Raw genomic sequence first — 25999 nt, 5'->3', positions numbered from 1 at the left:
GTGAGCCCGGATCCCGTGGCGTCGTGAGTAGCGCAGTCGAGACAGTCCCACCTTTTACCGCGTCCGCCGCAGCTAGACACTCCGAGTAATTGCGTTCAGCACGGGGCCGATGGGGAGCCCTCGAAGCTTGCGAGGAGACGCCATCGGATCTGCAAATCGTGCCACAAGGCTGCGAGGTTGTCGCGAGCGAGCACCGGCACATATTGCCAAGGGCAGCAGGCGCATCGCCGGGTCGGGAGACCGGTGGCCGTCAGCGCGACCCGCCTATACCAACATCATGAGAAGGCTTACTTTGGCGCCTCGCCACAAGCTGCACACTGTTAGCAGATTCTGGAAATGGTCGAACGCGCGTTTTGCCATCGCCCTACCCGCAAAAGATCACTCGGAGAAATGCGCGAGATGGCGTTCGCGGCGTCCTGATCTATTGCCGCCACCGCTGCGGGCACCATGTCGAGATCAACGCCGACCATCCATGCGGACGATTGCCCGTGACCAGCGCAGCGCTCAGCAAGCCGACCAAACGCCAGCTCGCGCTGATCGCCTGGACTATCAGTAACCCACCGCCGGGTGCCACCAATGGCGAGCTAATCATGCTGGGCCAGAAAATGACGCACCTGCTGACCGCCAGCGAACAAGAGCAGGTTGCGGAATTCGTCAGGGACAAACAGGCAATGCTCAAGGCATTGAAGCGGCGCGCTTCGAAGCCGTGGCGGTGACAGGATCAGTGGCGACGCTTCTTCGAGTCTGCGTCTGAAATGATATGGCTGGCATCCGGCTCTTCGATTCCCGCGTCTATGTCCGGCGACCTGTTGCAGGCGCACGGATCACCGGCACCGCATTGGCAGCCAAGCTCTTCGCTCCAGGCCCGGTCCGGGTGGTTCTCACAGACAAAGCCTAAGCCAAAGCAGATGGGACAGTTGGGATTGATCATGGCATCAAAAAGCGCGCGGGCCTTGCTCCAGAGATCGCAAGCATACCGCGCGCCTCGGTTACGCCGCCAGTTCTTTGCGAACCGCGGCGGCCGAATTGCCTACCTTGTCGACGGCCTTCTGCAACTCGTCTTTGGAAACACCAAGCTCCTTGGTCCAATACTTGACCTCGTAGTCTTCGTGCATGTTGATTTTGCTACGGTCGCGCTGGTCCCGTTTGGTGAGATTGTCGCTCATCGTCCTCCTCCATCGCCTGGACAAGCCGCTCATCGTCGAGAACGGCCAGCAGGTCATTGATCGTGTTTTCGGCGTCCCTCGGCCCAGGCTCGACATAGCGAGCCAGGATGGCCTGGGCTTCTTTTACCGCTCGGGTTACGCGATCCGGCATGCCGGTACTCCACTCACTGGTGAACAAAACGCCGTCAGGAACGCCGCGTTCCCTTGCTGAGCCCCTTGAAAGAGCTGGCGCGCAGCAGGCCTTCGGAGGTGATGTCCCGATACTCGATGTCTGCGTAGAACTTTGGCTTGACCCAGGTGGCCTTCGGTTTCCTCACAGGTTTCGTGAGCTTTTGCTTCGGGCTGACGATGGTATCGAGAGCCTTGCGGATCTCCGCCGATTTCGTCCGGCTCCAGCCGGTCCCGACCTTGCCTATGTAGCGCAGCTCCTTTCCTTCCTGCTTGCCGAGGTAGAGGGCCGCGACGCCGGACGGGTCCTTGACGAAACCAACAACAGGGAATTTTTCGCGCTGCACCGTCTTGATTTTCTGCCAGGCCTCGACCCGGTCCGACCGGTACGGCGCATCCACTCGCTTAGAAACGATGCCCTCGTAATTTAGCTTGCTGGCCGCCTCGAACAGCGCCTGCCCGTCACCCTCGTGGTGCTCGCTGTAGAAGATCGGTGCCTCCAGCCCGTTCTCATCTATCAGCTGCTTCAGCAACTCCTTGCGGGCAAGCTGCGCATGTTTCCGGAGGTCTACGCCGTCCAGCCACAGGAGATCGAAGGCGAAGAAAACCAGGCGGTCCTGGTCGCCTCTACCGAGGTCCGCTTGAAGTTCGGAGAAGTTGGTGCGCTCTTCATGGATGACGACTACCTCACCATCAACGATGGCTTGCTCGTTGATGTCGAAGGCGCCGGAAATGATCGAGAACCTGTTGACCCAGTTGTGGCCGTTGCGGGTAAAGGCCTTTCGGTCGTCGCCGTCGATGTGGAGCTGGATGCGGTAGCCGTCGTATTTGAATTCGTGAATCCATTGCGCCCCCGAAGGCGCCTTCATCTTCAGGGTCGCAAGCTGGGGACTGATAAAGCCCGGCATGGAAGCTCGCGGCTTCTTGGCCGGTGCCTTAGTACGCTTTGCCACTCACGCAACTCACAAAAAGCCCGCCGTCGGTGTTGGGAGCCGACGGCGGGGCAGTCTACCTACGTTATTCACGACTCTCCAACCGCGAGGCCAATGCGACGTTCCCCCCGCGTTCTCACATACAACCGCAATCGCGATTCCAGGTTGTATTTTCAACGTCAACGAGAACGGCCGCTGAACGACTAGGGAACGCGATGTGATAGAGCGTTCTTCCAGCCGAACGCCTCATACTGGGGCCTTTTCAAAAGCTCCGGCAGACGCGAGATCGCCTTTGCACGATGGCGTAGCCTTCTTTAAGCGCCTTCAACGCAGCCCTAGCGTGGCGAGCGGCTTCTTCGTTACCTGATATTTCGATCTCTTCGACAGCCCAGGCCAAATACTGAATGGCGGCGTCATGGTGAGCGCTATCGCGTTCTGACATTGACCTAACCTTGTAAGCGTGGTTTCGAAACCTCCAACGCTCAGGCGCGGCAGTCGGATCACATTTCGCATCAGACCGGTGCACGGCACAGCACTAATGTTTGAAACGAGGGCTCGTCGCGGGCGAAAAAGCACAAGGAGCTTGCCAGCGCCGCTGTGGGGCAATCGCGTCGCTTTATTGCTCCGGCGATCACCTCCCGTCAGCCCCGATGAGCAGAGATTCTTGGTTCCCACGCCAAGGTTTCAACGGGCCAACTAGCCGGTCGAATCGAACATTTGGAAGCAATGTTCGTCGTCCTCCAGGGTGGTCCACGGTGGTGGAAACCGCCGAAGGTTATCCATCACATCCTTCGGTTTGCCGGAGTGCCCCTTATCGGCTTGCCGGAGGCACAGGTCGGGCCTTCCTTTGCAGCCCGCACCTGCCGATCACGTTCGGCGCAAAGGTCGTCAACCTTGGCCAGCATCCGCTGAAGCAGGGTCTCGGCCGAGGCGGTCGATCGCCCGGCGCGTTGAAGCTGGAGGAGTTCCTTGCGCTGGCGGCTTACCTGCGAGCGCATGCGCTCGATTTCCGAGCGGAGATATTCGAGTGTGGGCATCGGCAAACCTGGATTTCCGATACTAGAACAAAGATAGAACATTGAGTCAAGGAGGCGCAGGTGAAAGATAACTGATGTACCCCTTTCACTGGGCGCGAGTATCCACCGGCATTGGCACATAGTGCCCTAGCCAAAGACGGACGGTCTGTTTGTCTAAGGTGCGCCTTGCCAGTCTTTCAAGCCCCAAGCTTCCGACGATTGGCGAGAGCGAAGGTCCCGGCGGGGTCAGCCTCGCCGGGGCCGGTCAACGCGGAATAGCCCGCAGAAGCTGAGCGGCAACGTGGTCTGGAGTTAGGTCGCGGATGGGCGGAGCATGCTTCGGCGCACGAGCTGGCCACGATGGTGAGCGGCTAATTCGATGACCCCAGCCAAATTTTGCCAGAGGACCTGTCAGATCATTTCGTGGGCGGCTTTCGCGAAGGCGTGTTTCGCGTCTGGCGTGGAGCCTAAGCCCTCAGCACTACCCAGCCACTTTGAGAAACGGGAATGATCTGCACGTCAGCCACTGGTCAAAGCGGCTGACGAAGCAAGCGCAGCCCAGTGTCGGGTTTACCAGTGACAGCGGACATCAAGGCGAATGAGGTGGTCTTCGGCTTTGGGCCGATTTTGTTGCAAAAGTCGGTTGAGACAAGTCACGAACCGTGATTCCGTTGTGTTGACGCGAATCTCGGCGAGGTCGATCCATGATGGGCCGTCTGAAGAGTGACCAAGGTCAACTGTTCTACGAGTTTCGTCTTGGCGACGCGATACCCGAAGATCATCTGGTGCGGAAGATCGATGCTGCTCTCGATCTGTCCTGGCTTCGCGGTGAACTAGCATCTCACTATTCGTCGATGGGGCGCCCGTCGGTTGATCCGGAACTGATGATCCGGATGCTGGTCGTGGGGTATGTCTTTGCGATCCGCTCGGAACGGCTGATCTGCCGTGAAGTGCAGGTGAACCTCGCCTATCGCTGGTTCTGCAAGCTTGGTATCGAGGACGCTGTCCCGGATCATTCGGCATTTTCGCGCGCCCGCAACGAGCGCTTCCGTGATGGAGATGTTCTCCGCCGCGTGTTCGAACGGATTGTCGAGACATGCATTGCCGCCGGTCTGGTTGGTGGCGAAGGATTTGCAGTCGATGCGAGCCTGATTGCGGCCGACGCGAACAAGCAGCGCTCGATCGCAGGTCAGGACTGGCGCAGGGATCGCGATCCGGCCAGGTCCAGCCGCGCGGTGAAGGAATTTGGCAACCCTCGACGATCCGGCGTGGGGCGCCGCCAGCGATGTCATCCCGAAGTTTGTCTCGCCATCCGATCCGGCAGCGCAGTGGACCGGCGCTCACAAGGGGCCGGCATTCTTCGCGTACTCCGACAACTATCTCATCGACGTGAAGTTCGGCGTCATCGTGGATGTCGAGGCCTCCCGCGCCATTCGCCAGGCCGAGGTCGGTGCAGCAAAAACCATGATCGAACGAACCGAGGAGCGCTTTGGTCTCAAGCCAGAGCGACTTGTCGGGGATACCGCTTACGGAGCGGCTCCGATGCTGAACTGGCTGGTCGAGGAGAAGGGCATCGCGCCGCATATCCCTGTGTTCGATAAGTCGAAGCGGGATGATGGCACCTTCTCGCGGAGCGACTTTCGATATGACCCAACCGGGGACGTTTACCACTGCCCGGGTGGTAAGCGGCTTGGGACGAGCGGTACCGTGCACGAGGGCAAGACCCTTCTGTATCGTGCCAGCAAGCTCGACTGCGATGTATGCCCGCTCAAACCGCAGTGCTGCCCAAAGGAACCATCACGCAAGATCCCGCGCGATATCCATGAGCATGCCCGAGACGTTGCCCGGTCGTTCGCTGGCACCGAGGGCTTCGAGCTCTCTCGGCGTCAGCGCAAGAAGATCGAGATGAGGTTCGCACACTTGAAGCGCATCCTGAAGCTTGGTCGGCTCCGATTGCGAGGCCCGCAAGGTGCCCAGGATGAGTTTGTTCTAGCCGCCATCGCTCAGAATCTGAGGCGGTTTGCATCGCTGGTCGCACGACCGCCGCCGGCTCAGGTTCTGCGCATCGCGTAGCGTAGCGTCAAAGTTGCGTAAAATGCGTCAGGGCCAGCGCTTCAAAGCGCGGCTCAACAAAAGGCCCAGCGGCCAAATCCATTGCAGCCAACTTTTGCAACAAAATCGGCCCGTGGCCGACCTGTTTGAGTGTCGGCAGATCATTCTGGCAGTCCAGATGCGCGGAGAGCTTTGCCTAGTTTCGATGCCAATTCAGGCGCGCAATCCACGCCGGCGAATTGTCCGCTGATGCGAAAGCCAGGCTGCAATTCCAGCACGCAAGCTGCCGCGGCCTTCGCCTCTTCCATACGTCCGAGCGCGGCAAGCGACGCGGCGAGTTGCACCCAGGTGATGCTGTGGGCGGGATTGGCGAGGTTGGACTTGTAAGCGGCGCGGGCCGCCTCGGCGTAGTGATCGCGTTGGAAATGACCGAGCGCCTGGGCGTCGTAAGCCGCGAATGCCCAAGGATCGAACGGACTCAAGCGCATGCCGCGCTCGCTCCAATCGATCGCACGCTCCGCCTCGCCCGCCCATCCGGCGACGACGCTGCCGAGGATCCAGGCAAGCGCGGTCGATGGACTTAAGGCAAGCGCCGCTTCGAAGGCAGCGAAAGCTGCCTGACGGTCGTGCGCGTCCATGCCGAGCGAGAACCCGGCAAAGGTAAGCGCCAGCGCATCGTCGCGGCCATGCTCGATTGCAAGGCGCGCGTGCCGCACCGATGCGAGGCGGTCCTCTTCCTTCAGCCCGGCGCGCAAAAAGCGATTATGATGGCTCATCGCGGCCAGTCCATGTGCGAGGCCGTAGGTGGGTTCGAGAGCAAGCGCGCGCGACAGTTGCGTAAGAGCGACCGCAGCGCGATCGGGCATGCCTGAATCAACATCCGGTTGCGCACGCAGTACAAGCTCGTAGGCGTCGAGACTGTCAGGCCGTTTGCGGAGGATGCGCTCAACCTCGACGCGGCGCAGGCTTGGCTCGATGGCGCCGACCACGGCGAGCGCGATCTCGTCCTGCAGAGCGAACAGGTTGCCGACAGTGCGGTCGTAGCGTTCGGCCCAGATCTGAGCACCACTTGTGGCGTCGGCGAGCTGCGCGTTGATGCGTACGCGATCGTCGGCGCGACGCACGCTGCCCTGCAAAACATAACGCACCCCGAGATCGCGGCCGACTTGCTTGATGTCAGCGAGACGATCACGCCAAACAAAGCTCGAGTTGCGGGCGATCACGAATAGCCACCTGATGCGCGACAGTCCGGTGATGATGTCGTCGACGATGCCGTCGGCGAACCAGGCGGCTTCGCCCGATTGCTCGAACGGCAGCACCGCGATCGAAGGCTTTTCTGGCACTGAAAGCGCGGTTAGTTGAGCGTCGTCGGCTGCATTCGCTTCGACGCGGGTCACCGGTGGGCCAATATAGCGATAGCCGCGACGTGGCAGTGTCTCGATCCAGCGTCCGCCGCTTGGCTCGAGTGCGCGGCGAAGCGCCGCAATCTGCACAGTGAGGTTGCTGTCCTCGACGACGAGCCCGGGCCAAGCAGCATCGATCAGCGCGTCCTTGCTGACGGGAACTGCGGCACGCTCCAGCAGAAGACGCAGCAGCGCTGTGCCGCGCTGGCCGAGCAAGCTTGGGACACCCTCGCAAAGCAGCGCGCCGGTCTCGGCATCGAGGGAAAAAGAGCCGAATCTGTACGTTGCTGGCGCGGGTTGCTCGGTCATTTCGGTGATATTTTGCAACAATTTCGGAGATGTTTCACGACCTTTGGATGGCCCACCGGCAGATTCAAGCTTTCTGACCTCCAATCTGGAGAGCCATCATGAACCCACAGCCGATCATCCGACGCCCCGGGGAAGGCAAATCCGTCAAACTTGCCGGCCAGCCGATGGGATTTCTAGTCACCGGCAGCGATACCCGGCACACCTCGATGTTCGAGTGGACAATCCCGCCCGGCTTCTCCACCGGGCTGCATGTCCACCGCGTGCAGGAAGAGACGTTCTATGTACTGGAGGGCGAGTGCGACTGGCAGGTCGGCGACGAACGCGTGCGCGCGACCCCCGGCACTTACCTTTTCTTGCCGCCGGGCGTGCCACACAACATCGCTAACGCGTCCGACACCATCGCCCGCGTGCTCATGACAGTGTCTCCGCCCGGTCACGAGCGCTATTTCGAGGAGCTCTCCGAGACGGTGGCACGAGGCGGTGCGGATCCAACAACAATTGCAGAGTTGCGCGCTCGCTATGACACGGAACAGCTATCGGCGCTCAGAAGCCAGGCGATTTCCACTCCAACGGCCTGAAAACGCAATTACTGTCGGCTCCCAAAATGTCTCGTTGGGGTCATTCGCGTCGGTCGGCCGGATCATGCGCGACTTCCGGTCTACCCCGGTTAACGGAGATTCTCAGGATAGGCGGGCATGGCTCAAACGGGCCACAAGTGGACATCGGGTGAGCGTCTCAGCTTAGAGCGCAATCGGCGCCCTAGAACTAATTCAGGTGATGGCTGCAAATAGGCGCATCGGCTCGGCAAGACCCTTAAGCTCGGCCGGTCCCTGATCAACGAACTTGAGGCCAGCACCTGCGACTAGATCTCTTACCGTGCTCGAAGCGAGAACTTCGCTCGCTTTCGCATGCTGAGCTACCCGTGCTGCGATATGCACAGCGATGCCACCCACATCGTCGCCCATCATTTCAACCTCACCGGTATGGACGCCGGCCCGTACTTCGAGATCGAGCGGCCGCACCGCGCTGACGATCCTCTGGGCGCAGCGGACAGCGCGCGCCGGGCCGTCGAACAGGGCCAGAAATCCGTCGCCTGTAGTTTTAACTTCCCGTCCGCGATGCCGCTCTAGTTCCGAACGCACTGCCGCATGATGCGCTTCCAGAATTGAACGCCATTGCCTGTCGCCCACCAACGCTGCTCTCCTTGTCGAATCAACGATATCGGTGAACAGCACAGTCGAGAGTACGCGATCAAACTCGACGGCAGTAGCGGAAACCCCCATGAATTGTCTGATCTCCTCGACAACTCGATCCTGATCTCCTGCCCATGCGAGGTGATCGTCACCCGGGAGTTCGATGTAGCGCGCGTGAGGAATTCTTTCTCCAAGCTCGCGCCCGGCGAGTGCACGAATGCGCACATCGTCGCGCCGATGCATGACTAGTGTAGGAACCCGAATCGAGGGTAGGATGGCCGTTACGTCGATCTCGCGGTTCATACGCATCAGGTTGATAACATCAGACGGGCTGGCCGCCGAGCGCTCGAACTTGGCGAATCGCTCCATGGCCCCGGGAACTGCGCCAGCTGACGGGGAGAAACTTGGCAGACTTTTGCCGGTACCCCAATTGGACCGGATATTGCGCTCCAATCCCACAAAATCGTCAAACGGAACTGAGGCACCAACCGTTCGCGCATACGTGCCGAACAGGATGAGACCGGCGACCCGTTCAGGATAGGTCGCCGCGAACAAGATCGACATCGGCCCGCCTTCCGAGACACCGAACAAGTAGGCCCTCTTAGAACCCGCGGCGTCGAGCACGGCGCGGACATCATCGATCCTTTCATCGAGGTGCGGGACGCCGACGCCACGATCGCTGAGACCCGTGCCGCGTTTGTCGAATCGGATCAGTCGCGAGAACGAGGCAAGGTCGTTAAGAAAACGCGCGGCGTTGGGATTCTCCCACGACAGCTCCAGATGGGACACAAAACCCGGAGTCATGAGCAAATCCGGACCGTCCTGTCCGGATATTTGGTAAGCGACGAAGACCTCGCCGCTCGTCACATAGCGCGTCTCAACAACCATCGCTTCCCGCCGGTCTGGGTCACTTGGTAGCCTACGGCTAAAGGCCGAGCAGTGCAATTGAGCGCCGAGACGCTCGTGTCGTGAGGCCATGGCCTCAGGCTGCCCTTGTTCGCTGAGGGTCGCGGCGCATCTTAGTCAAAACCTTTCGGAAGTCAGCTTTGGGTCAAAAGCAACGGTGGATGCCAAGTTGGACCGGCGTGCGGTTTGTCCCTGACAGCCGCCATGACACGCGCTCAATTGAGCTTCGCCTTCGGACCACGAGCGGAGGTCAATTTCAACGCGTAACAAGGTAAGGCGTGCTGGTTAATTGACCGGGTGAACCTGCAACGGTCGATTGTTCAACCCCTCGCTGATCGGAGACGAGCATATGGGCCAGACATTGGAGGTCTTCTGTTTCATAGCACTGCTAGGGCTCGCGTTTGGTGGTTCTGCGTTGGCAGCAGATCCGCCGAAGGAAGGCAGCTACGATTACACGGCCTGCTGGTCCGGCGCGAACAACGTGATTGCGTTTTCAAAGAACCCGCACTGCATCTAGCTTTGAAATGACCGGTACTACCCGCAGCAATCCTCCCGATGGTATGTTTGATAAGAACACCTTCCGATGCGTTGGCATGAACGCCTCGCTTGACGCGACGGTTAGTTACCTGCCTGACCCGGCGACCGTGAGCGCTGCGTACGAATATTGTTTTGGTGCATTGTCCTGATGATGATCAGGGTGCGTGACGCTCGCTGCCGACGTCGTCATCGGCGATCGCCCGTCAGCCTGCTCCCTCAAGGTCATCATATTGACCGTTCTTGAGGGACCAGAGAAAGCGACTTGGATCTAATAGCGAGAGGATGCGCCTAAAAACTAACCAAATGCCTAGAACGATGGATCCGGCGCTTCGGCGAGGTCCGTTCTGTCGACCTAGACGGAAAGGTCGTCGACAACGAAGTTCTGGAACTCACCCGCGCGATCCGGAGTGCGCGGCCGCCGCCTCATTCCTGGCTTGCTCTGCACCAGCATCTTGGAACCGTGCTCGACGCGCACTTTGCCCGCCGCCCAGCATGAGACGCAAACCACGGGAGTGGCCCAAAGCATCGTACAGGGCTGGCGGTCGCTGTCCGCAAGACACGGCCATTAAGTTTCCGCGCCAACGCACGGCCTGAACTGCTCAAAGGCGGCTATTGCATCAGCAGCATACATGAGCGCTGGTCGAGATGGGCAAGCACGGGTGGATCGCACTACCGGTAGCCACTTGTCGCTTTAGAGCCAACATGGCACGGCTGGCTTTCCAGCCCCCAATGCTCCCGGCAGCCGATCCAATTGCGGATTAGAGCGCCGGGAGTGCCGCGGCCGAGAGGTATCGATCAAGTCGGCCCCGAGCATGGGGTCCGCACCTAACCAGCGCGGGGGCCGAAGGTCTGCCTTGTCAAAGCCCGACAGCCGGACCATGCCGCACACCTCTCGTTAATCCTGCCAGTCCAAAATAACAGCTTGGACGAGCCATGTTGTCACGTGATCGCAACGCGTGCTCATCGTCGATTTCCTGCTTCGCGGCAGACAGCCACCGTGAGGGCGTTGCGCTTTTTCCGCCATGCGCGCGATTTCGTCGTCTCGCCGGTGATCTCGACATTGCCGGCGATAGATAGTCGCGGTGGGCGTCTTCCATGTCGGATTTCTGCATGTGGTCGGTGGTGTCCTCGATCGGGCCGCCGCCAGATGCGGCGGCAAGAGCAATGACGAGCGAGACGCGGTTTCTGACCGCGGGCGCGAACGAAAAGGTCACGAGTAGATCGACTCCGGCGACCACAGCCCTGTCTTGATAGTCTCTCCCCGCCTCGTATTCCCCTCAGCGAAAATGGCCGCATCGAGCGACAGCGGCGCCCGGGCGCTGCCATAGTCCTTATACGAGAACATATCGTTGTGCTGCTTCTTGAACTCCTTCATGCGAACCAGGACATCCTCCCGCCGAAGCTTGCGGTCCACAAGAGCCAGAAAGATGTTGCCGACGACGTCCATGCGATCCGCATCCGACCAGTAGTGAGGGGTGAGGCTTCCACTCAGTGTCACCCTCTTGCGGGGTGTAAAGCGGGACATCGCTGCGGACAAAGTCGGCTGGAGCGGCTCGGGAAAATCGGGGATCTCAATTTCACAGAGCAGGATGCGGGCACTTGCTTCATAATGACAGTCGGATGGCTTTTGGAGCGCAACACTTAGGAAGTGCCGTTTGAGCGACAACGCGGCCAGAAAACCAATGTATTTCTCTTTGCCCTCTTCGTAACCCGTCGAAAGGGATTCAAGCATCGCCTGGTCTTTTAGCTCAATTTCAAAGACGCGCAGTAGAGGTATTCGCGGCGCCGTATTCGACTCGGTAGCGAGCATTCCCAGAAGGCGGTCGCGAGATGGCCCTACTGGTCCTCTTGCTCTAGTTGTTCGGCAAGTCCGTCGTATTCTTCAGTGAGATCCTTGAGCTTTTCAGCGAACTGCGGGTGACCCGTCCCTTCGGCTAGTTGACGCAACCAAAGCGCCCTCTTGCGCGACCTTTCCGTGTCACGATCGATAGGAGCCGTTAGATGCATTTGTCTTTCCTCCTATGCTCATGAAAAAGCCGCCCTGAAGAGCGGCTTTTTCATGCTGACGTAATTTTGTGCGGCGTTCGAGCGCCCGTCCTTGGCAGACGTTCCCTCGGACAATCCATCGTGCAGCGCACCAACCGCTTCGTGTTGACGCACATCCACCGGCAGTGTTGCACTAGGCTCGCGGAGACTCCGTGGTTCCCTAGCCTCATCACCGAAGGACATTACGAATGAGCCAAGCCACGGTCGCGGCATAGGCAAGTAGAGCAATGCGGATGCCCGCTGCCAGTTGAGGTTTTGACACAGAGCCACATTCACGACCAAACCTTCCCGCCCGAACGGGTGTGTTGATAGTCAGGATTTTCCCGACGGGCGACAAGCGATCTCCCGACTGCCTGGCGAGCTGCCAATCACTATATTCCGTTGGGCCTGAAGTGATCGTGGACATTCGAAACGTATGTTTTTGAGGGGCCCGGCCGGCAACTTTTTGCGCAGCATCAGAAACTACCCGGTCGTAGAGCGAGAAACTTCGCGTGTAGATGCCGGCAAGTCTCGGGCTGCAGGTATGGGCCTTGCGTGTACACTCACCTGCCTGCTTCTGTTCGCATGTGCAATTGCTTGATCGACAACTTCACTCTACCCGCAACGTCAACCCCGCGCATTGTCTAACCAAGCGCTCCTCACAAGAGCAGCTCGGCAGGAGTCATCTGAATGTACGGCAGCCTGCTGCTACTCGTCTTTCTAATCGCTCTCTCCGCCTTCGGCCTCGTGGCCTTGGAGGTCGCGGCGCGTCGATCGCCTGGCGGTAAACCTCAAGCGACCAGGCCGAAGCGGCCTGTGAGATAATCCACGTTTCTCGCTCCATGCTGCTGGAGATTGCTCAGTCAATAGCCGCCGCGCAACGGGGCTATTGCGGCGGCCGGTCCTTTATCGGCAGATGCGCACCCCCTTTTGGCGATACGCCTTCCGCGGCAGCCGCGCTTGACCATGGTCCGTACCGTACAAACTTTGATGGTGAGCATCCATGGCCAACAACCTGAGAACATGCTTCTGACGCGCAGCTTTTGTAAGCCCACATTGTTGAACACCCGAAGAACCTAAGCTTTCGGCAATCGCCTGTTGGTCCTCAATCTGCTCTTGGACGACCTCCCGGACCAGCTCGCGCTAACTCTTCAAGCCTCCCTTCCAGCTCAGCGGCGAGTTGCTCCAAATTTTGAGCAGTGACCCCATCCATGAACTCCGCAGCCAACCGCCGGCATGTGGCAAGCTGCTCCTTGATTTTCCTTTTCTCTTCGTCTCTGTCCATCTTTGTTAGACGGCCTAGTTGGGGATTGGTTTCAACTGTCGGGAAGAAGCCAGAGAAGTTATTCGAAAGATAGGGCGAGAAGCAGCGCTTCTTAGGTCCGTAGTGGCCGAAACGTAGCAGACAAACGACTTTGAAACCTGGCTCCGTGACCTTCGCCTGCTTCGAGCCGTTGAACGAGCACAGCATCTCTGCCGTACGACGAACGGCTCGCTTGCGCTGCCACAAACGAAGCTGTCTGCTGGCGGCAGACGGAGGAGACACGGAAATGAATGTGTGGACTGGAGCTGCGATGCTCGCGATCGCAGCGATCCTGATCGTCATAGGTCGTCCGAATAGAGCGGGCGAGCCCCCACGGTTTTTGCGATTTGGAGCGGCGCTCGTTCTATATCCGCCCTTGATCCTAACGTTTGTGGCGCTCGGCGCTGCGGCCGTCGTCTCAGGATTATTCGGCAAATAGCGCCTTGCGTGGCCATGGCTTGGTGGGCCTAGCTGACCGCGTACAAGTACAGCGCCGCGACCAGCATAAGTATCGAGACGACGCTGACGATCCACCCCACAGGCCCGTTTGCGCGGGAGCCCCACAACGTCGGCCCATTTTGCTTCGGAGGTGTCATGCTCTCTCCTTCAACGGAGAGTACCAGAGCGCGGCCTTTCAGCACATGAGGCTTCTTAGCGCACCCCGGTTCGGGCATGATCGCGGGGAGATTCGGATCGGAGGCTCGTTTTGCTGGTTGCACTAGTCGTCGTTTTCGTCGTGGTTTATGCCGCTATAGCGCTTGAGCATCCGATCCAGATAGAGAAGTCCGCTTCCGCCCTTTTTGGCGCCGGCCTGCTCTGGACGATCTATGCCGTGGGGGCGACTGACCCCGAAGCGATCGTCGATCAGCTCCGCGAGACGATCGGCTCGACGGCAGGAATCATATTTTTCCTGATGGGCGCCATGACCATTGTCGAGGTCATCGACGCCCACGACGGATTCGAGATCATCACCTCGCAAATCAACACGAAGAAATTGACGACCCTGCTGTGGCTCATCTGCTCCGTGACGTTTTTTCTGAGCGCCGTGTTGGATAATCTCACCACCACCATCGTCATGGTTTCGCTGATCAGGAAGCTGCTGGACAAGCAAAGCGATCGGCTGTTGTTCGTCGCGATGATCGTGATCGCTGCCAACGCAGGCGGCGCGTGGTCCCCCATTGGGGACGTCACCACGACCATGCTGTGGATCGGCGGCCAGATCACCGCTCTCGCCATAGTCAAGACGCTATTCCTCGCGTCCCTCACGAACATGCTGATCCCGCTGCTCATCGTGAATTACCGGTTGCGCGGGCGAACTTTCGCGACTCCTGAGATCGATGGCAGCGACGATGCGTTCACGCCCGCCTTCGAACGAAACGTCATGTTCACCCTCGGGGTTGCCATCCTGGTCCTGGTGCCAGCGTTCAAAACCGTTACGCACCTGCCGCCTTTCATGGGCATCCTCTTCGGCTTGGGAACATTGTGGCTCGTCGGAGAGGTCATTCATCGCCGGAAGCAACCGCTGGAGAGAAGGCCGTTGACTGTGGCGCACGCTCTTACCCAGATCGACCTCAGCTCAATCGTCTTCTTCCTTGGTATCTTGCTGGCCGTTGCCACGCTGGAGCACACCCATATTCTAGCCGCCCTTGCAGCCTGGCTGGATCAAAGCATCGGCCGCACCGACGCAATCGTGCTTGCGTTGGGGCTGCTCAGCGCCATCGTCGACAACGTTCCATTGGTCGCAGCATCGATGGGCATGTATGGAATGGGCCAGTATCCACCGGACAGTTTCCTTTGGGAATTCATCGCCTACTGCGCCGGCACGGGCGGATCGATACTGATCATCGGCTCCGCTGCGGGCGTTGCCGCGATGGGAATCGAGAAGATCCAGTTCATTTGGTACATGCGAAAAATCAGCGTACTCGCGCTTCTCGGATACTTCGCCGGAGCGGCGGTCTACATTGTGCAGTTCCGGTACTTTCACTGAACGCAGATTCTTTTCAGTGTGTCTCTCCAAGGATTCAACCCCTCGGCAGAGCGGCTAGTCGCACCGCCCGCACGCGCGGCGTTCAGGACGGAGCACCGCTCAATTTCCAACCACAACAAACAGAAGCGCGGAAGCAGACATGTTCGACGAGCGACGGTTCGACATCTTGTCCCCGGAGTTTCACGCGAACCCTTTTACGACGCTCGACCGCATGCGAACCGAAGGCCCGGTGGTGCGCTTGAGATTGCCGATCGTCGGCCGCACCTGGCTCGCGGCAAGCCATGAGAGCTGCGCAGAACTGTTGAAAAACAGCCAGGACTTCGCGCGGGATCCCGCCAACGCCGGAAGCAGGACGCAGGAGCGGATATTGAAAGTTCTGCCGAGGACGCTCGGCCTTCTTGCGTCGAACATGCTCGGCCACGACGATCCGGAGCACCGGCGCTTGCGTGCCCTCGTCGATGACGCCTTCCAGAGGCGCACGATCGCAGCTCTCAAGCCGACGATCGTTGAGATGGCCGATCGCCTGCTCGACAAGCTGGACGGCAAGCCCGAGGCCGATCTCATGACCGAGTTCTGCCGAGATCTGCCCCTTTCGATAATCTGCGCGATGCTAGGGTTGCCGGAGAAGGATCACGACCGGTTCAAGAACTGGTTGGGAGGGCTGAAGGATACTGCGAATGTCTTTGCGGTGATCCGCGCCATTCCGGGTGTGATCAGCGTCGTGCGGTACCTTCGACGCGTTTCGAGGCCCGGTGGCGGGGCGCGACGGGAGGGGCTGATCGCTGCGCTGCGCGAGGCGGAGATCGAAGGCCAGACGCTCAGCGAGGACGAAATCGTCTCCATGATGTTCCTGCTCTTCGGTGCGGGACAGGAAACCACCACGCATCTCATATCGGGCGGTCTCTACGCGCTGCTCACGAACAGGGACCAGTTGAGCCGGTTGCGCCAAGACCCGGGCCTGATGCCCACATGCATCGAGGAATGTCTTCGTTACGTCTCCCCCGTGCAGATGACCAAACCCCGTTTCGCAACCCGGGATTTGATCTGGCAAGGACGCCAGTTCCGGCGCGGCGAGATGTTTGCGGCATTCCTTGCCGCAGCGAACTGCGACCCGGCAAGGTTCGAACAGCCCCACACGTTCGACATCACGCGCCACCCCAATCCGCACCTTTCGTTCGGTACCGGCTTGCACTTTTGCCTCGGCTTCCAGCTCGCGCGTGCAGAGGCGTCGATCGGAATTCAGCGCATCTTGGATCGCTTTCCCGACTTGCGGCTTGCCCGTCGGCTCGAAGACACCAAGTGGCATAAGCGGCTTGGCATCCGCGCGTTGGCGCGATTGCCGGTGCGACTAGCGGCCTGAGCGCCGGCATCTCCGAGGGTCCGAGACCTGGGTCATCGGCTGCTCGGCGCCTTGCCGCCTCTCTCGATCACCGAAGGATGTTGCGGATATGCCAAACCATAGTGGCGGCATAGACGAGGAGAGCGATGCAAATGCCAGCTGCCAGTTGAGGCGTCGAAAGAGACGCTCTCGTCAAGAAGAAGACGATGCAAAACAGAACAACGACGCCCAACAACGACGGCACATGTTTCATATTCGCCACCTATCCTTCCGGGCCGCCGGAGCGACACCACCCCTTCCGCACTCAAATACTTCGTCTCGGTCATCCCGACTCCGGTTTACGATGCGTACCAGCACCGCGGCGCTTGATCTCCGCCGCGCGAACCTCGACTGACATTTTGGTGCGGTCTAGCGATGCGGCGATCGCCTCCCACGACGCTCCAGCCGCTCGCATCTCAAGGAGCTTAGCTTCATCCTGCTTTGTCCAGGCCTTACGGCGCCGCACGAGCCTTCCCCGGCTTTCGCATACTCTGATTGCCTCCCACCGCCTCAGTCCGCCTCACGTAGGCATCGCGGCTGGATGATAACCGCTAGATTTCCCCGCTGCGGGTCGAAATGAGCCGAATGGAAGAAGGACCTTCCACATTGGCGCTGGTGTACGCCTCTGCCGCTGCGATCAGTTGCGTCACGGCCAAGCGGTCGTAGGCGGGATGCCGTGGATTCAGGTGCAGGTCCGTCTCGACGATCATCACCTGGGTCACTCCGGAGGATTGGACCTCGACGGCAAACGACACGAACGAGACATGCGGGGCTCTAAAAGGCACGGGTCAGACCCTCACAAGCGCCGGACTTGGCTGAAGCCGCAACCCAGGCCGAGCATGGCGGCGATAAGCGAGCCGAGAAGGACGCCCAATTTAGCGGCCGTCAGCAGTCCTTCATCAGAGAAGGCAAGCATCGAGATGAAGATCGACATGGTGAAACCGATCCCGGCCAGCAGCCCGACCAGGCAAACCCCAGCCCAGGAAACTCCGGGCGCCAACTGGCACCAGCCGAAGCGTACCGCCGCCCAAGTCGCGCCGACGACGCCGAACGGCTTGCCGGCGACCAAGGCGAGCGCAATACCCAGCATCACCAAATGCCCGCCGGCGGGCAGTTCGACGTCCGTCAGCGCGACCCCGGCATTCGCCAACGCGAAGATGGGCATGATGCCGTAAGCGACCCACGGATGCAGCGCCGTCTGCACCCGAGAGACCGGCGGCAATATCTCACGATGAGCCACCCGAAGGTCACGCAGCGGCTGCGCCAACCTGTGCGGATCCTTGGCCTTGACCGCATCGCTGCTTCGCAACTGCTTGAGAGCGCGAGAGAGCATGTCCAGCGGGGACTCCCGCAGAGGGATCGCCCGCGCCGGAGTCATCAGCCCAAGCGCAACACCCGCAAGGGTTGGATGGACCCCCGCCGCCATGAATCCGATCCAAACCAAAGAACCAGGCAGGACGTAGAATAGCGCAGACCCGACCCCGATCCGCTGAAAGCACAAGACGGCGACAATACCGATCGCCGCCACGACGAAGCCGCCAGGATGAAGGCCTGCGGTGTAGAACAGCGCGATGATCAGCACGGCGATGATGTCGTCGATGATCGCCAGAGCAAGGAGGAAGACCCGCAGATTGACCGGAATTCTTCGTCCGAGCAGGCCGAGCACTCCGACCGCGAAGGCGATGTCCGTCGCCGTTGGCACGGCCCAGCCCTGCCCTCGATCCGGACCTGCGTTGAGGCTCAGATAGATCACTGCGGGCAGGACGACCCCACCAACCGCCGCGATCAGCGGCAGCATGGCCTGGTCAAGCCTGCTCAGCGCGCCTTCGTGAATCTCGCGCCGAATCTCCATGCCCACGACCAGGAAGAAGACGGTCATCAGCACGTCGTTGACCAGAAATGCAATGAGCGCGAGAAGACCAGCTCCCCCAGGCCGATCGTCACCGGCAGATGCCAGAAATCGTGGTAGCTGTGAGCCACCGGGGAATTCGCCCAAATTAGTGCAGCGGCGGCGGCAACGAGCAGGACCGTACCGCTGACGGCCTCGACGTGCAGGAAGCGTTGAAGAGTGTTGAGGGCCTGTTCGGCCAGCCGCTGGGCTATCGGCAGATCGTCAAACGGAGGATTGTGATTCACGGGCGCGGGGTCTCCGCGTGGCGGCCCGACCATCGCTTCCCTGTCGCTGCCAATACAGCGAACACCCGAGGCGGGTTATACATGGCATGGGCGGCATTTCAACCTCGGACGACGGAACACGGCTGGGTGGGAATTGACCGTGGAGAGTTCAGTCGGCAGGGCTGCATCATCCGCCCTCTCGGGTGGCGGTTCATTCCGGGTGTGCTCGCAGGCGCTCGGAATCTTTTCAGCCTCAGGAGCGGTACCGGCGCAGCTGTTCAGGCCGTTGACCTCGATCAGGCTCATGCGGCGATCTCTCCGTGCACGCCGCCGAGATAGGCCTCCTGCACAGCGGCGTTGCCCTTAATATCCTCCGGCGTGACGGAGACCAGCACCGGCCTTCCTGGAGCACGGTGACGCGCTGGACATGACACCACTCAGCTGTTGAATTGGTCAATCGCTCAGCCAAGCTTGGGCTGGTGAATCGAAGGATGCTCGACGCGTTCGCTTCAGGCTGACAAAGGGAGGAGAGCAAAAGCTTAGGCGCTCTCCGGAAGGACCTTGAGAAACTACCGGGCGGCACGCCCATTCAATCGTCACCTGAGACAATTTAGGACTTCGTCTGGGCCCAATTACTGCCCCGGAGGACCCTCATCTTCGGAAATGTACTAACCGGTTAGCAACCCTGAAAATAGAGCTGCAGCGCCCAGTCCAATGAACGACAAAATTAAGGCCAGCACAACTTCGAGGCGCAACATCTTCCGCCGCCCGCCGGTAGGATTGGGAATCCCAATGAATATGAGGATGCCTGCAGCCACCAGCAAGGCAGCTCCAATCAGGATCTTCATGTTCGCCTTCCTTCACTTAAGAGAGCAATAGCACCCGAGCCGGCGAGTGGGGCCGATCGGCTTGCCCTAAAAGGGTGACCAGTGCGCTTTAGTACTGACTACTTTCAGGCCCCACCCTCGTGTCGAAAGTGATAAGATCCCGCTAGTGCATAGCATTTCCGGCGCACTGCTGGGCATCCGACGAGCCAGCACTTGATCATCTCGAATGCCATGGACTCATCAGAGGCGGCGTGCCTACAACTAAACACCTGGACCGATTAATCGTGATTACATATCGTACAACATAAACACAAGCCAATGGCGGCGAAGACCTCGAGCGAGGCTGCCGCTATGTTCGGGTGGGCTTGAAACGACGAGCATCACTGTCCGCTGCCTCGAATGGGCCATCCTGGAGCGCCCCGGCTTCTCCGGTGATCCATCACGCTTTGCCTTGCGATGCTTGTCCAGCAGTACCGATAGAACCCGGGATGGCGCGCAACCGAAACCAGGTCGATGAGGTAGGTCATGGTCGCCGAATAGCAGCCCGCCTGATTCATCGTGTAACTCTCAGCAATAGCCTGAACGCGAAGTACCACCCCCAAACACTACCCTTGTCGCGGATCGCGCGAAACCGAATGCAGATTATTCTTGGTACATCACCGTACCGATCTGCGCGACGGCTCACGATCCGAGCGATGCGATTCCAGCAAACCTTAGTCGCTCTCGACTCTCGTTTTGCCAAGTGAGGTGCAGCCCGTGGCGCACATCTTTTTAAGTACGCCGGGTAAGAAAACAAAATCGGCGGCCCCACGGCAAGATATTCGTGGGGAGCATTGCGAAGAGCGCATGCCTGTCTTCGTAGCTCTCATGGAACCAAGCCGAAAGTCACAAGGAACGACTTACGAACCTTCTGTTTGACCTCAAAACGCGCGCGCCGAGACAGACCCTCTCTTCGACTGGGCCCGCCTCATCCACCGCTGCGAAAGCAACCGGGGCAGTAGTAGGAGCCCAAGATGAGCAAATTCCATCTTCCACTTGTTACGCGACGCCGGTTGCTGAGGGAAACGAGCCTCGCGTTAGCCGCCACCGGTGCCGCGCCCTTAATATCCGCGCCATTTTTGTCCCAGGCGCTGGCCGACACCAAGACGTTGTCGATTGTGCAATGGAGTCACTTCGTCCCAGAATATGACAAGTGGTTTGACGATTTCGCAAAGAGTTGGGGCGGAAAGAACGGCATCACGGTCACGGTCGACCACATCCCCGTGCAGAACATTCCTGCACGCGCCGCCGCCGAGGCGTCGGCCGGATCGGGACATGATCTTTTCGGATTCAACGGTGCCGGTGGGGCGCATCTATACCGCAAGTTTTTTATCGACGTCTCCGATCTCGTGAAGAAAACAGAGAAACAGTACGGCGCGGTATCCGTCATCGGCAAGCAACTCGGCTACAACGCAGATGACGGCACTTGGTCCGCCTTCCCCGATTTCTACATCAACTTCCCCGGCATGTACCGAAAGAGCCTGTGGGACGAGATCGGGATGTTGCCCGACACCTGGGACAATCTTCGGATCGGCGGAGCCAAGCTGAAGGCGAAAGGCCATCCGATAGGCATTTCGCTCGGGCACAGCAATGATCCAAGCACGACTTGGCGCGGCCTGCTGTGGAGCTACGGCGCCGCCGTTCAGGACGAGACCGGCAAAAAAATCGTACTCGAGAGCAAGGAGGCGGTCGAAGCCGTCAAGGCCGCCGCCGCTCTTTACAAGGAGGCAATGACGACGGACGTCCTATCGTGGAACGACTCCAGCAACAACCAGTACGTCGATTCAGGGGTCGCTTCGTATATCGTCAATCCAATCTCGGCCTATCGGACGGCGCAGAAGCTCAACAAGAAGCTGGCTGACGACATATACGTTATAGATCCGCCGAAGGGCCCAGTGCGCCAGATCATGGGTGCCGCTTCTGAATTCTACGGCATTTGGAAATTCGCCAAGAACAAGGAAGTGGCGATCGAGTTTCTCAAATACTATTCCCAGCACTGGCCCGAGGCTTTCAAGGCGAGTGAAGGGTATAACAATCCGTGTTTCGCCAATCTCGTGCCCAAACCGATGCCGATCCTTTCGGACGACGCAACATCGCAACCGCACGACAAGCTGAAACTACTGCAGGACTCGGATCGCTGGTCTGCTATCCCCGGCTATCCTGGGCCGGCCACGCCAGCGACGGACGAGATATACTACGCCTTCATCATCAACGATATGATGGCGAAGGCCGCGACGGGCCAATTAGGCGCCGAAGATTCGGTCAAACAAGCCGCGCAGCAATGCGAGGCGATCTTCCAAAAGTGGGCTGGCAAGACCTGATCGTCACCGCCCCGGACCATGTGTTCGGACTTGGTCCGGGCGTCGGCGGCGTTGGCGGGAAGCTAAACAACTTCCGCCGATGGCGGAGTTTAGCCAATTGCATTCTCGAGATCGACCTTTTTGGGAGGTTCAATGGCTACGGTGTTGTGCAGAGATATAGTCAAAACATTTGATGAGGTTCCTGCCGTCAATGGCATATCTCTCGCCGTGCCGGACGGAGAGTTCATGGTGCTGCTTGGCCCATCGGGCTGCGGCAAGACGACATTCCTGCGCATCATTTGCGGGCTGGAGCAGCAAACGAGCGGTGACCTTTTGATCGGTGGAACCGTCGTCAACGATACGCCGCCCCGCGCTCGCGGCGTCGCGATGATGTTCCAGAGCTACGGTCTCTATCCGCACTACACGGTGCGCAACAATATCGCCTTTCCGCTTCGCACGCAGGGCGTTCCCGGCTCGGAGATCGAGAAAAAGGTTGTGTGGGCGTCGCAATTGCTGGGCATTGAGCATCTGCTCGGCAGGCGGCCACGGCAGCTCTCCGGCGGTGAACGCCAGCGTGTGGCGCTCGCGCGCGCGCTCGTTCGCGAGCCGACCGCGCTGCTGCTCGACGAGCCCCTCTCCAACCTCGATGCCAAACTACGCGCCTCAGCCCGCCTGGAGATAAAGCAGTTCCAGCAGCGTATTGGAATCACCACCATTTATGTGACTCACGACCAGGTCGAGGCGATGAGCATGGGCGATCGTATCGCCGTCATCGACCACGGACAGATACGTCAGGTGGGTACGCCAGCAGAAATCTACGACGATCCGGCCGACCGTTTTGTCGCGACCTTTGTCGGCACACCTCCGATGAACATCGTCGCGCACAAAGGTGGCTATCTCGGCTTTCGCCCCGAAAACGTTCTACCCAGGGACATGATCGATGATCGCGCGTTCACCGAATTTTCGTTCCGCGTCGATCGCTCCGAATATCTCGGGTCCGAGAGGATCGTTTACGGCGCAATGGAAGGTTTCGATCCGAACCAGGTGATCACAGCGAAGTTGCCGCCAGCGCATGTTGCCGCAGAAAGCATCCGGCCGGGCGAGTGGCATCCGTTCGCCGTGCGCAATAGCGCGCTGCGCCATTTCGACAAGGATGGAAAACGAATCAGTCGCCGTTGAACGGATTTCACCGATGGTCGCCATAGCCGATACGGTCCCGAAACAAGCCTCGCGCTTCCGGTTCATTCTGGACCGCCGCGATGTTCTCGGCACGATGTTCGCCGCACCGGCGATTCTTTTTGTGCTGCTGCTGGTCGGCGTCCCGTTTCTAATGGCAGTGTATTACTCGGTCAGCGCCTACACGATCTACGATCCATCGTGGCGTTTCGTTGGTTTGGCAAATTTCGAGCAAATCATCGAGGATCCAGCTTTCTTGCAAACCTTGTCCAACACCTTCATCTTCACGTTCGGATCGCAGCTTCTCGGCCTCATCCTCGGCAAGTTTGGCGCGCTGCTGCTGCTGCGGCCCTTCCCAGGCCGCAGGCTTGTCCGTGCGCTGATAATCCTGCCTTGGGCGGTACCGATCGCACTCGCCACCGTTGCCTGGCAGTGGATGTTCGATTCACTTTACAGCGTCATCAACTGGACGCTGATCGCGCTCGGTGTCGTCACGCGGTCCGACGCTCCGAATTGGCTTGGCAATCCTTACCTGGCGATGCTGTGCGTGATCGTCATCAACGCGTGGCGCTTCTTCCCGTTTGCCATCGTGATCTTTCTCGCTGGCATCACGGCGGTACCGCAGGACGTTATCGACGCAGCGACCGTTGATGGCGCCGGCTTCTGGCGCCGCAATTATCAGATCATCATGCCGATGATCCTGCCGATCGTAACTATTGGCTTGATTTTCGGTATCGTGTTTACATTCACGGATCTGTCGATTGTCTTTCTGATGACGATGGGCGGCCCTGTGGGCGCAACATCGGTGCTGGGCTTTGCGGGTTTCCAGACCGGGATCGTCTCCGGTGACGTTTCGCATGGCGCCGCCATCTCGCTGTTCATGCTGCCGGTGTTGCTCGTCGTTGTTGTCGCAATGCTGCGTTTTATCCGGCGGCGGGAGATCTGATATGCCACGCGTCCTCGTCAAGGCTCTCAAGGAGACCTCGTTCTACGGCGCGGTCGCTTTTTTCGTCATCCTTGCCGGCTTTCCCTTTTATTGGATGGTGATCACCGCCTTCAAATCCGATGCCGATCTCTACAACATCGCAAATATCCCGTTCTGGTTTAATGAACCGCCCACGCTTGAGCACTTTCGTTACCTGTTCGAAGAGACGTTGTTCACGCGGTGGCTGTGGAACTCGCTAGTCATCGGCGTTTGCGTCGTCGTGATTACGCTTGTCACCGCGCTGCCCGCCGCCTATAGCCTGGCGCGATTGACCGGCCGCAGCGGCGAGGCCCTCGGGATTGGTATCTTTCTGACGTATCTGGTCCCGCCGACACTCTTGTTCCTTCCCTTGTCGCGCGTCGTAGCCGATCTGGGCCTGCAGAACTCCATGTGGTCGCTGGTGCTGGTCTATCCGACCTTCACGATCCCGTTCTGCACCTGGCTGTTGATGGGATTCTTCAAGGCCATCCCGCGTGAGATCGAGGAAGCTGCGATTGTCGACGGCTGCAGTTTGTTTGGCGCCTTCATCAAGATGGCGATCCCGCTGTCGCTGCCGGCGATTTTGACGGTTGTGATATTCACATTCACCTTGACCCTGCAGGAATTCGTCTACGCGCTGACATTCATTTCCTCGTCTGACCAGAAGCCGATCACGCTTGGCGTGGCGACCGACCTCATTCGCGGCGACATCTTCTACTGGGGCGAGATCATGGCCGGCGCGCTGATCGCCAGCATTCCGGTGGCGATCGCCTACAACTTCTTCCTCGATCGTTTCATCGCCGGCATCACCGGCGGCGCCATAAAGTAGGGAGACGCCTTGAGCGTGCGCACGAACCCTGAAGGAAGACAACGGCGATGGCCCGCTCGGGCCGAACTTGCGCTGCTACTCGATCACTCCATGTCGCCCGCGGATTCCGATTTATTGAGACGAAACTCTAACGGAGGATAGATCGATGAAAACCGTGCGAACTACTCATGTGGCTGCATCAGCGGTCTGTGCCTGCCTCGTCGCGTCGTCCGCCCATGCTGATCCCAACAAGGTCGTAATCGGTGATATCGACGACATGTCCGGCGTCTATGCCGACATCATCGGGCCAGGCGGCGTCGAGGCTGCAAAAATGGCCATCGCCGATTTTGGCGGTTCTGTCCTTGGTAACAAGGTCGAATTTCTCGTATCTGATCACCAGAATAAGCCGGACCTCGGGTCCGAGAAGTTTCGCGAGTGGGCAGATCGTGACGGAGTGACCATGGTGCTTGGCGGCTCCAATACGGGCGTCAGCATTGCCATGTCCGCGATCGCGAGGGAGAAGAAGACCCCGTTCTTCGCCATTGGCGCCGCCGGCGCCTCACTCACCGGCAAGGATTGCACGCCCTACACCGTGCATTACGCCTATGACACAACGGCGCTCGGTAACGGGACCGCCACGACAATTCTGAAGCATGGAGGAAAATCGTGGTTCTTCCTGACAGCCGACTATGCCTTCGGCACCCAGCTTCAGGACGCGGCCGCCGACGTGGTGACAGCTGGGGGCGGCAAGGTCATCGGCGCCGTTCGCGCGCCCCTCGCGACGTCCGATTTCTCTTCGTATGTCCTTCAGGCGCAGAGCTCGGGAGCCGAAGTTCTGGGCCTCGCGAACGCCGGGGGCGATTTTACGAATTCGCTCAAGACCGCGAATCAGTTCGGTGTCACACGAAAAATGAAGCCCGCCGCCCTGCTTGCGTTCCTGACCGACATCCATGGCCTCGGGCTGGAGACCGCCCAGGGCCTCTATCTTACGACTGGCTGGTACTGGGATCTCAACGACAAGACGCGGGCTTTTGCGAAGCGCTTTTTCGAGAAGACGAAGCGCGAGCCGACCATGACCCAGGCGGCCTATTATTCAGCCACGCTGACCTATCTCAATGCGGTCAAAGCTGCCAGAACCACCAACCCCGACAAGGTGATGGCAGAATTGCACAAAGCTAAGATCGACGACATGTTCACACCCAGCGGCACAATACGCCGCGATGGGTTGATGGAACATGAAATGTACATCATGCAGGTCAAGACGCCCGCCACGTCAAAACGTCCATGGGACTACTATAAGCTGATAGAAACGATGCCTGGGGACCGAGCATTCGGAAAGCTCTCGGACTCGAAATGTCCGTTGGTCAAGGAGTGATGAACGACGCTGCTCCAGCA

Annotated in this window: 21 protein-coding genes and 3 pseudogenes; 11 read left to right on the top strand and 13 right to left on the bottom strand. The window is 59.3% G+C overall.

Features of this window, described 5'->3' with window-relative positions; all coding sequences use genetic code 11:
• The first annotated feature begins 488 nt into the window (after positions 1–488).
• Positions 489–716 carry a hypothetical protein gene (locus tag RX329_RS17985; RefSeq protein WP_143273781.1) on the top strand — a complete coding sequence of 76 codons (228 nt, stop codon included), beginning with the start codon at positions 489–491 and terminating at the stop codon, positions 714–716.
• Between the two features lie 273 nt (positions 717–989).
• On the opposite strand, the gene RX329_RS17980 is transcribed toward RX329_RS17985, so the two are convergent.
• From RX329_RS17980 to RX329_RS17970, 3 genes are all read right to left on the bottom strand, one after another.
• Positions 990–1166 (bottom strand): DUF3606 domain-containing protein, encoded by a 177-nt coding sequence (locus RX329_RS17980; protein WP_085383399.1) that lies wholly within the window; start codon positions 1164–1166, stop codon positions 990–992.
• A 185-nt stretch (positions 1167–1351) separates the two neighbouring features.
• Entirely contained in the window at positions 1352–2242 is an 891-nt protein-coding gene (ligD, locus tag RX329_RS17975) for a non-homologous end-joining DNA ligase (protein ID WP_094183615.1), read from the bottom strand.
• Positions 2243–3048: 806 nt separating this feature from the next.
• Entirely contained in the window at positions 3049–3264 is a 216-nt protein-coding gene (locus RX329_RS17970; RefSeq protein ID WP_410706346.1) for a hypothetical protein, read from the bottom strand.
• 722 nt (positions 3265–3986) lie between these two features.
• Between RX329_RS17970 and RX329_RS17965 the strand changes: the two are divergent.
• A pseudogene (locus tag RX329_RS17965) lies at positions 3987–5355 on the top strand (IS1182 family transposase).
• Positions 5356–5495: 140 nt separating this feature from the next.
• Here RX329_RS17965 and RX329_RS17960 read toward each other — a convergent pair.
• Positions 5496–7046, bottom strand: a complete 1551-nt coding sequence (locus RX329_RS17960; RefSeq protein WP_085384208.1) for a winged helix-turn-helix domain-containing protein — start codon at positions 7044–7046, stop codon at positions 5496–5498.
• Between the two features lie 98 nt (positions 7047–7144).
• Between RX329_RS17960 and RX329_RS17955 the strand changes: the two genes are divergently transcribed.
• Positions 7145–7624, top strand: coding sequence for a cupin domain-containing protein (locus tag RX329_RS17955; protein WP_085384207.1), 480 nt, complete (start codon positions 7145–7147; stop codon positions 7622–7624).
• A gap of 192 nt (positions 7625–7816) precedes the next feature.
• Here RX329_RS17955 and RX329_RS17950 read toward each other — a convergent pair whose 3' ends face one another.
• Positions 7817–9127 carry an adenylate/guanylate cyclase domain-containing protein gene (locus RX329_RS17950; protein ID WP_085384206.1) on the bottom strand — a complete coding sequence of 437 codons (1311 nt, stop codon included), beginning with the start codon at positions 9125–9127 and terminating at the stop codon, positions 7817–7819.
• Positions 9128–9494: 367 nt separating this feature from the next.
• Here RX329_RS17950 and RX329_RS17945 point away from each other — a divergent pair, with 367 nt between their 5' ends.
• Complete coding sequence (locus tag RX329_RS17945) at positions 9495–9662, top strand: hypothetical protein (protein ID WP_158091696.1); 168 nt, start codon at positions 9495–9497, stop codon at positions 9660–9662.
• A 223-nt stretch (positions 9663–9885) separates the two neighbouring features.
• On the opposite strand, the gene ccoS is transcribed toward RX329_RS17945, so the two are convergent.
• The 4 genes from ccoS to RX329_RS17925 all read right to left on the bottom strand — a co-directional run bounded on the left by ccoS (position 9886) and on the right by RX329_RS17925 (position 13313).
• On the bottom strand, positions 9886–9966 hold the full coding sequence (gene ccoS / locus RX329_RS17940; RefSeq protein ID WP_244561230.1) for a cbb3-type cytochrome oxidase assembly protein CcoS: 81 nt from the start codon (positions 9964–9966) through the stop codon (positions 9886–9888).
• A gap of 573 nt (positions 9967–10539) precedes the next feature.
• The gene (locus RX329_RS17935; RefSeq protein WP_143273851.1) at positions 10540–10896 is read right to left on the bottom strand and encodes a hypothetical protein; all 357 of its coding nucleotides are present in this window, start codon (positions 10894–10896) and stop codon (positions 10540–10542) included.
• On the bottom strand, positions 10893–11492 hold the full coding sequence (locus RX329_RS17930; RefSeq protein ID WP_085384205.1) for a hypothetical protein: 600 nt from the start codon (positions 11490–11492) through the stop codon (positions 10893–10895). The genes RX329_RS17935 and RX329_RS17930 overlap by 4 nt, the downstream gene beginning before the upstream one ends.
• Before the next feature lie 1320 nt (positions 11493–12812).
• Entirely contained in the window at positions 12813–13313 is a 501-nt protein-coding gene (locus tag RX329_RS17925) for a hypothetical protein (RefSeq protein ID WP_085384204.1), read from the bottom strand.
• A gap of 403 nt (positions 13314–13716) precedes the next feature.
• Here RX329_RS17925 and nhaD point away from each other — a divergent pair, with 403 nt between their 5' ends.
• Together nhaD and RX329_RS17915 are read left to right on the top strand one after the other, a co-directional pair.
• The gene (nhaD, locus tag RX329_RS17920; RefSeq protein WP_085384202.1) at positions 13717–14997 is read left to right on the top strand and encodes a sodium:proton antiporter NhaD; all 1281 of its coding nucleotides are present in this window, start codon (positions 13717–13719) and stop codon (positions 14995–14997) included.
• Between the two features lie 244 nt (positions 14998–15241).
• Positions 15242–16357, top strand: a complete 1116-nt coding sequence (locus RX329_RS17915; protein WP_317246196.1) for a cytochrome P450 — start codon at positions 15242–15244, stop codon at positions 16355–16357.
• A gap of 569 nt (positions 16358–16926) precedes the next feature.
• On the opposite strand, the gene RX329_RS17910 is transcribed toward RX329_RS17915, so the two are convergent.
• The 4 genes and pseudogenes from RX329_RS17910 to RX329_RS17895 all read right to left on the bottom strand — a co-directional run bounded on the left by RX329_RS17910 (position 16927) and on the right by RX329_RS17895 (position 19338).
• The gene (locus RX329_RS17910) at positions 16927–17088 is read right to left on the bottom strand and encodes a hypothetical protein (RefSeq protein WP_231171105.1); all 162 of its coding nucleotides are present in this window, start codon (positions 17086–17088) and stop codon (positions 16927–16929) included.
• Between the two features lie 83 nt (positions 17089–17171).
• A pseudogene (gene nhaA / locus RX329_RS17905) lies at positions 17172–18544 on the bottom strand (Na+/H+ antiporter NhaA).
• 248 nt (positions 18545–18792) lie between these two features.
• A pseudogene (locus RX329_RS17900) lies at positions 18793–18917 on the bottom strand (hypothetical protein); the annotation flags it as partial.
• Positions 18918–19158: 241 nt separating this feature from the next.
• Positions 19159–19338, bottom strand: a complete 180-nt coding sequence (locus RX329_RS17895) for a hypothetical protein (RefSeq protein ID WP_085361834.1) — start codon at positions 19336–19338, stop codon at positions 19159–19161.
• Between the two features lie 992 nt (positions 19339–20330).
• Between RX329_RS17895 and RX329_RS17890 the strand changes: the two genes are divergently transcribed.
• From RX329_RS17890 to RX329_RS17870, 5 genes are all read left to right on the top strand, one after another.
• Positions 20331–21677 (top strand): ABC transporter substrate-binding protein, encoded by a 1347-nt coding sequence (locus tag RX329_RS17890; RefSeq protein ID WP_085384200.1) that lies wholly within the window; start codon positions 20331–20333, stop codon positions 21675–21677.
• A 132-nt stretch (positions 21678–21809) separates the two neighbouring features.
• Positions 21810–22835 (top strand): ABC transporter ATP-binding protein, encoded by a 1026-nt coding sequence (locus RX329_RS17885; protein WP_085384199.1) that lies wholly within the window; start codon positions 21810–21812, stop codon positions 22833–22835.
• On the top strand, positions 22810–23778 hold the full coding sequence (locus RX329_RS17880) for a carbohydrate ABC transporter permease (protein ID WP_158091695.1): 969 nt from the start codon (positions 22810–22812) through the stop codon (positions 23776–23778). The genes RX329_RS17885 and RX329_RS17880 overlap by 26 nt, the downstream gene beginning before the upstream one ends.
• Before the next feature lies 1 nt (position 23779).
• A complete protein-coding gene (locus tag RX329_RS17875) occupies positions 23780–24625 on the top strand; it encodes a carbohydrate ABC transporter permease (RefSeq protein WP_085384197.1) in 846 nt (281 codons plus the stop codon).
• Between the two features lie 145 nt (positions 24626–24770).
• Entirely contained in the window at positions 24771–25979 is a 1209-nt protein-coding gene (locus RX329_RS17870; protein ID WP_085384196.1) for an ABC transporter substrate-binding protein, read from the top strand.
• Positions 25980–25999: the final 20 nt, after the last annotated feature.

The organism is Bradyrhizobium sp. BWC-3-1, assembly GCF_032917965.1.
Lineage (GTDB): Bacteria > Pseudomonadota > Alphaproteobacteria > Rhizobiales > Xanthobacteraceae > Bradyrhizobium > Bradyrhizobium canariense_D.
The sequence above is the reverse complement of the archived record's forward strand: the minus strand, read 5'-3'. Positions and strand labels throughout refer to the sequence as shown.

Excerpts from the sequence above, each read along its gene's own strand:
- RX329_RS17960 (WP_085384208.1), bottom strand. The coding sequence starts at position 7,046 with ATGACCGAGCAACCCGCGCCAGCAACGTACAGATTCGGCTCTTTTTCC.
- RX329_RS17945 (WP_158091696.1), top strand. The coding sequence starts at position 9,495 with ATGGGCCAGACATTGGAGGTCTTCTGTTTCATAGCACTGCTAGGGCTC.
- RX329_RS17925 (WP_085384204.1), bottom strand. The coding sequence starts at position 13,313 with ATGACGATCAGGATCGCTGCGATCGCGAGCATCGCAGCTCCAGTCCAC.
- RX329_RS17955 (WP_085384207.1), top strand. The coding sequence starts at position 7,145 with ATGAACCCACAGCCGATCATCCGACGCCCCGGGGAAGGCAAATCCGTC.
- RX329_RS17930 (WP_085384205.1), bottom strand. The coding sequence starts at position 11,492 with ATGCTCGCTACCGAGTCGAATACGGCGCCGCGAATACCTCTACTGCGC.
- RX329_RS17870 (WP_085384196.1), top strand. The coding sequence starts at position 24,771 with ATGAAAACCGTGCGAACTACTCATGTGGCTGCATCAGCGGTCTGTGCC.
- RX329_RS17970 (WP_410706346.1), bottom strand. The coding sequence starts at position 3,264 with ATGCGCTCGCAGGTAAGCCGCCAGCGCAAGGAACTCCTCCAGCTTCAA.
- RX329_RS17890 (WP_085384200.1), top strand. The coding sequence starts at position 20,331 with ATGAGCAAATTCCATCTTCCACTTGTTACGCGACGCCGGTTGCTGAGG.
- RX329_RS17880 (WP_158091695.1), top strand. The coding sequence starts at position 22,810 with ATGGAAAACGAATCAGTCGCCGTTGAACGGATTTCACCGATGGTCGCC.
- RX329_RS17885 (WP_085384199.1), top strand. The coding sequence starts at position 21,810 with ATGGCTACGGTGTTGTGCAGAGATATAGTCAAAACATTTGATGAGGTT.
- RX329_RS17895 (WP_085361834.1), bottom strand. The coding sequence starts at position 19,338 with ATGAAGATCCTGATTGGAGCTGCCTTGCTGGTGGCTGCAGGCATCCTC.
- RX329_RS17875 (WP_085384197.1), top strand. The coding sequence starts at position 23,780 with ATGCCACGCGTCCTCGTCAAGGCTCTCAAGGAGACCTCGTTCTACGGC.
- ligD (WP_094183615.1), bottom strand. The coding sequence starts at position 2,242 with ATGCCGGGCTTTATCAGTCCCCAGCTTGCGACCCTGAAGATGAAGGCG.
- RX329_RS17980 (WP_085383399.1), bottom strand. The coding sequence starts at position 1,166 with ATGAGCGACAATCTCACCAAACGGGACCAGCGCGACCGTAGCAAAATC.
- RX329_RS17950 (WP_085384206.1), bottom strand. The coding sequence starts at position 9,127 with ATGGTTGTTGAGACGCGCTATGTGACGAGCGGCGAGGTCTTCGTCGCT.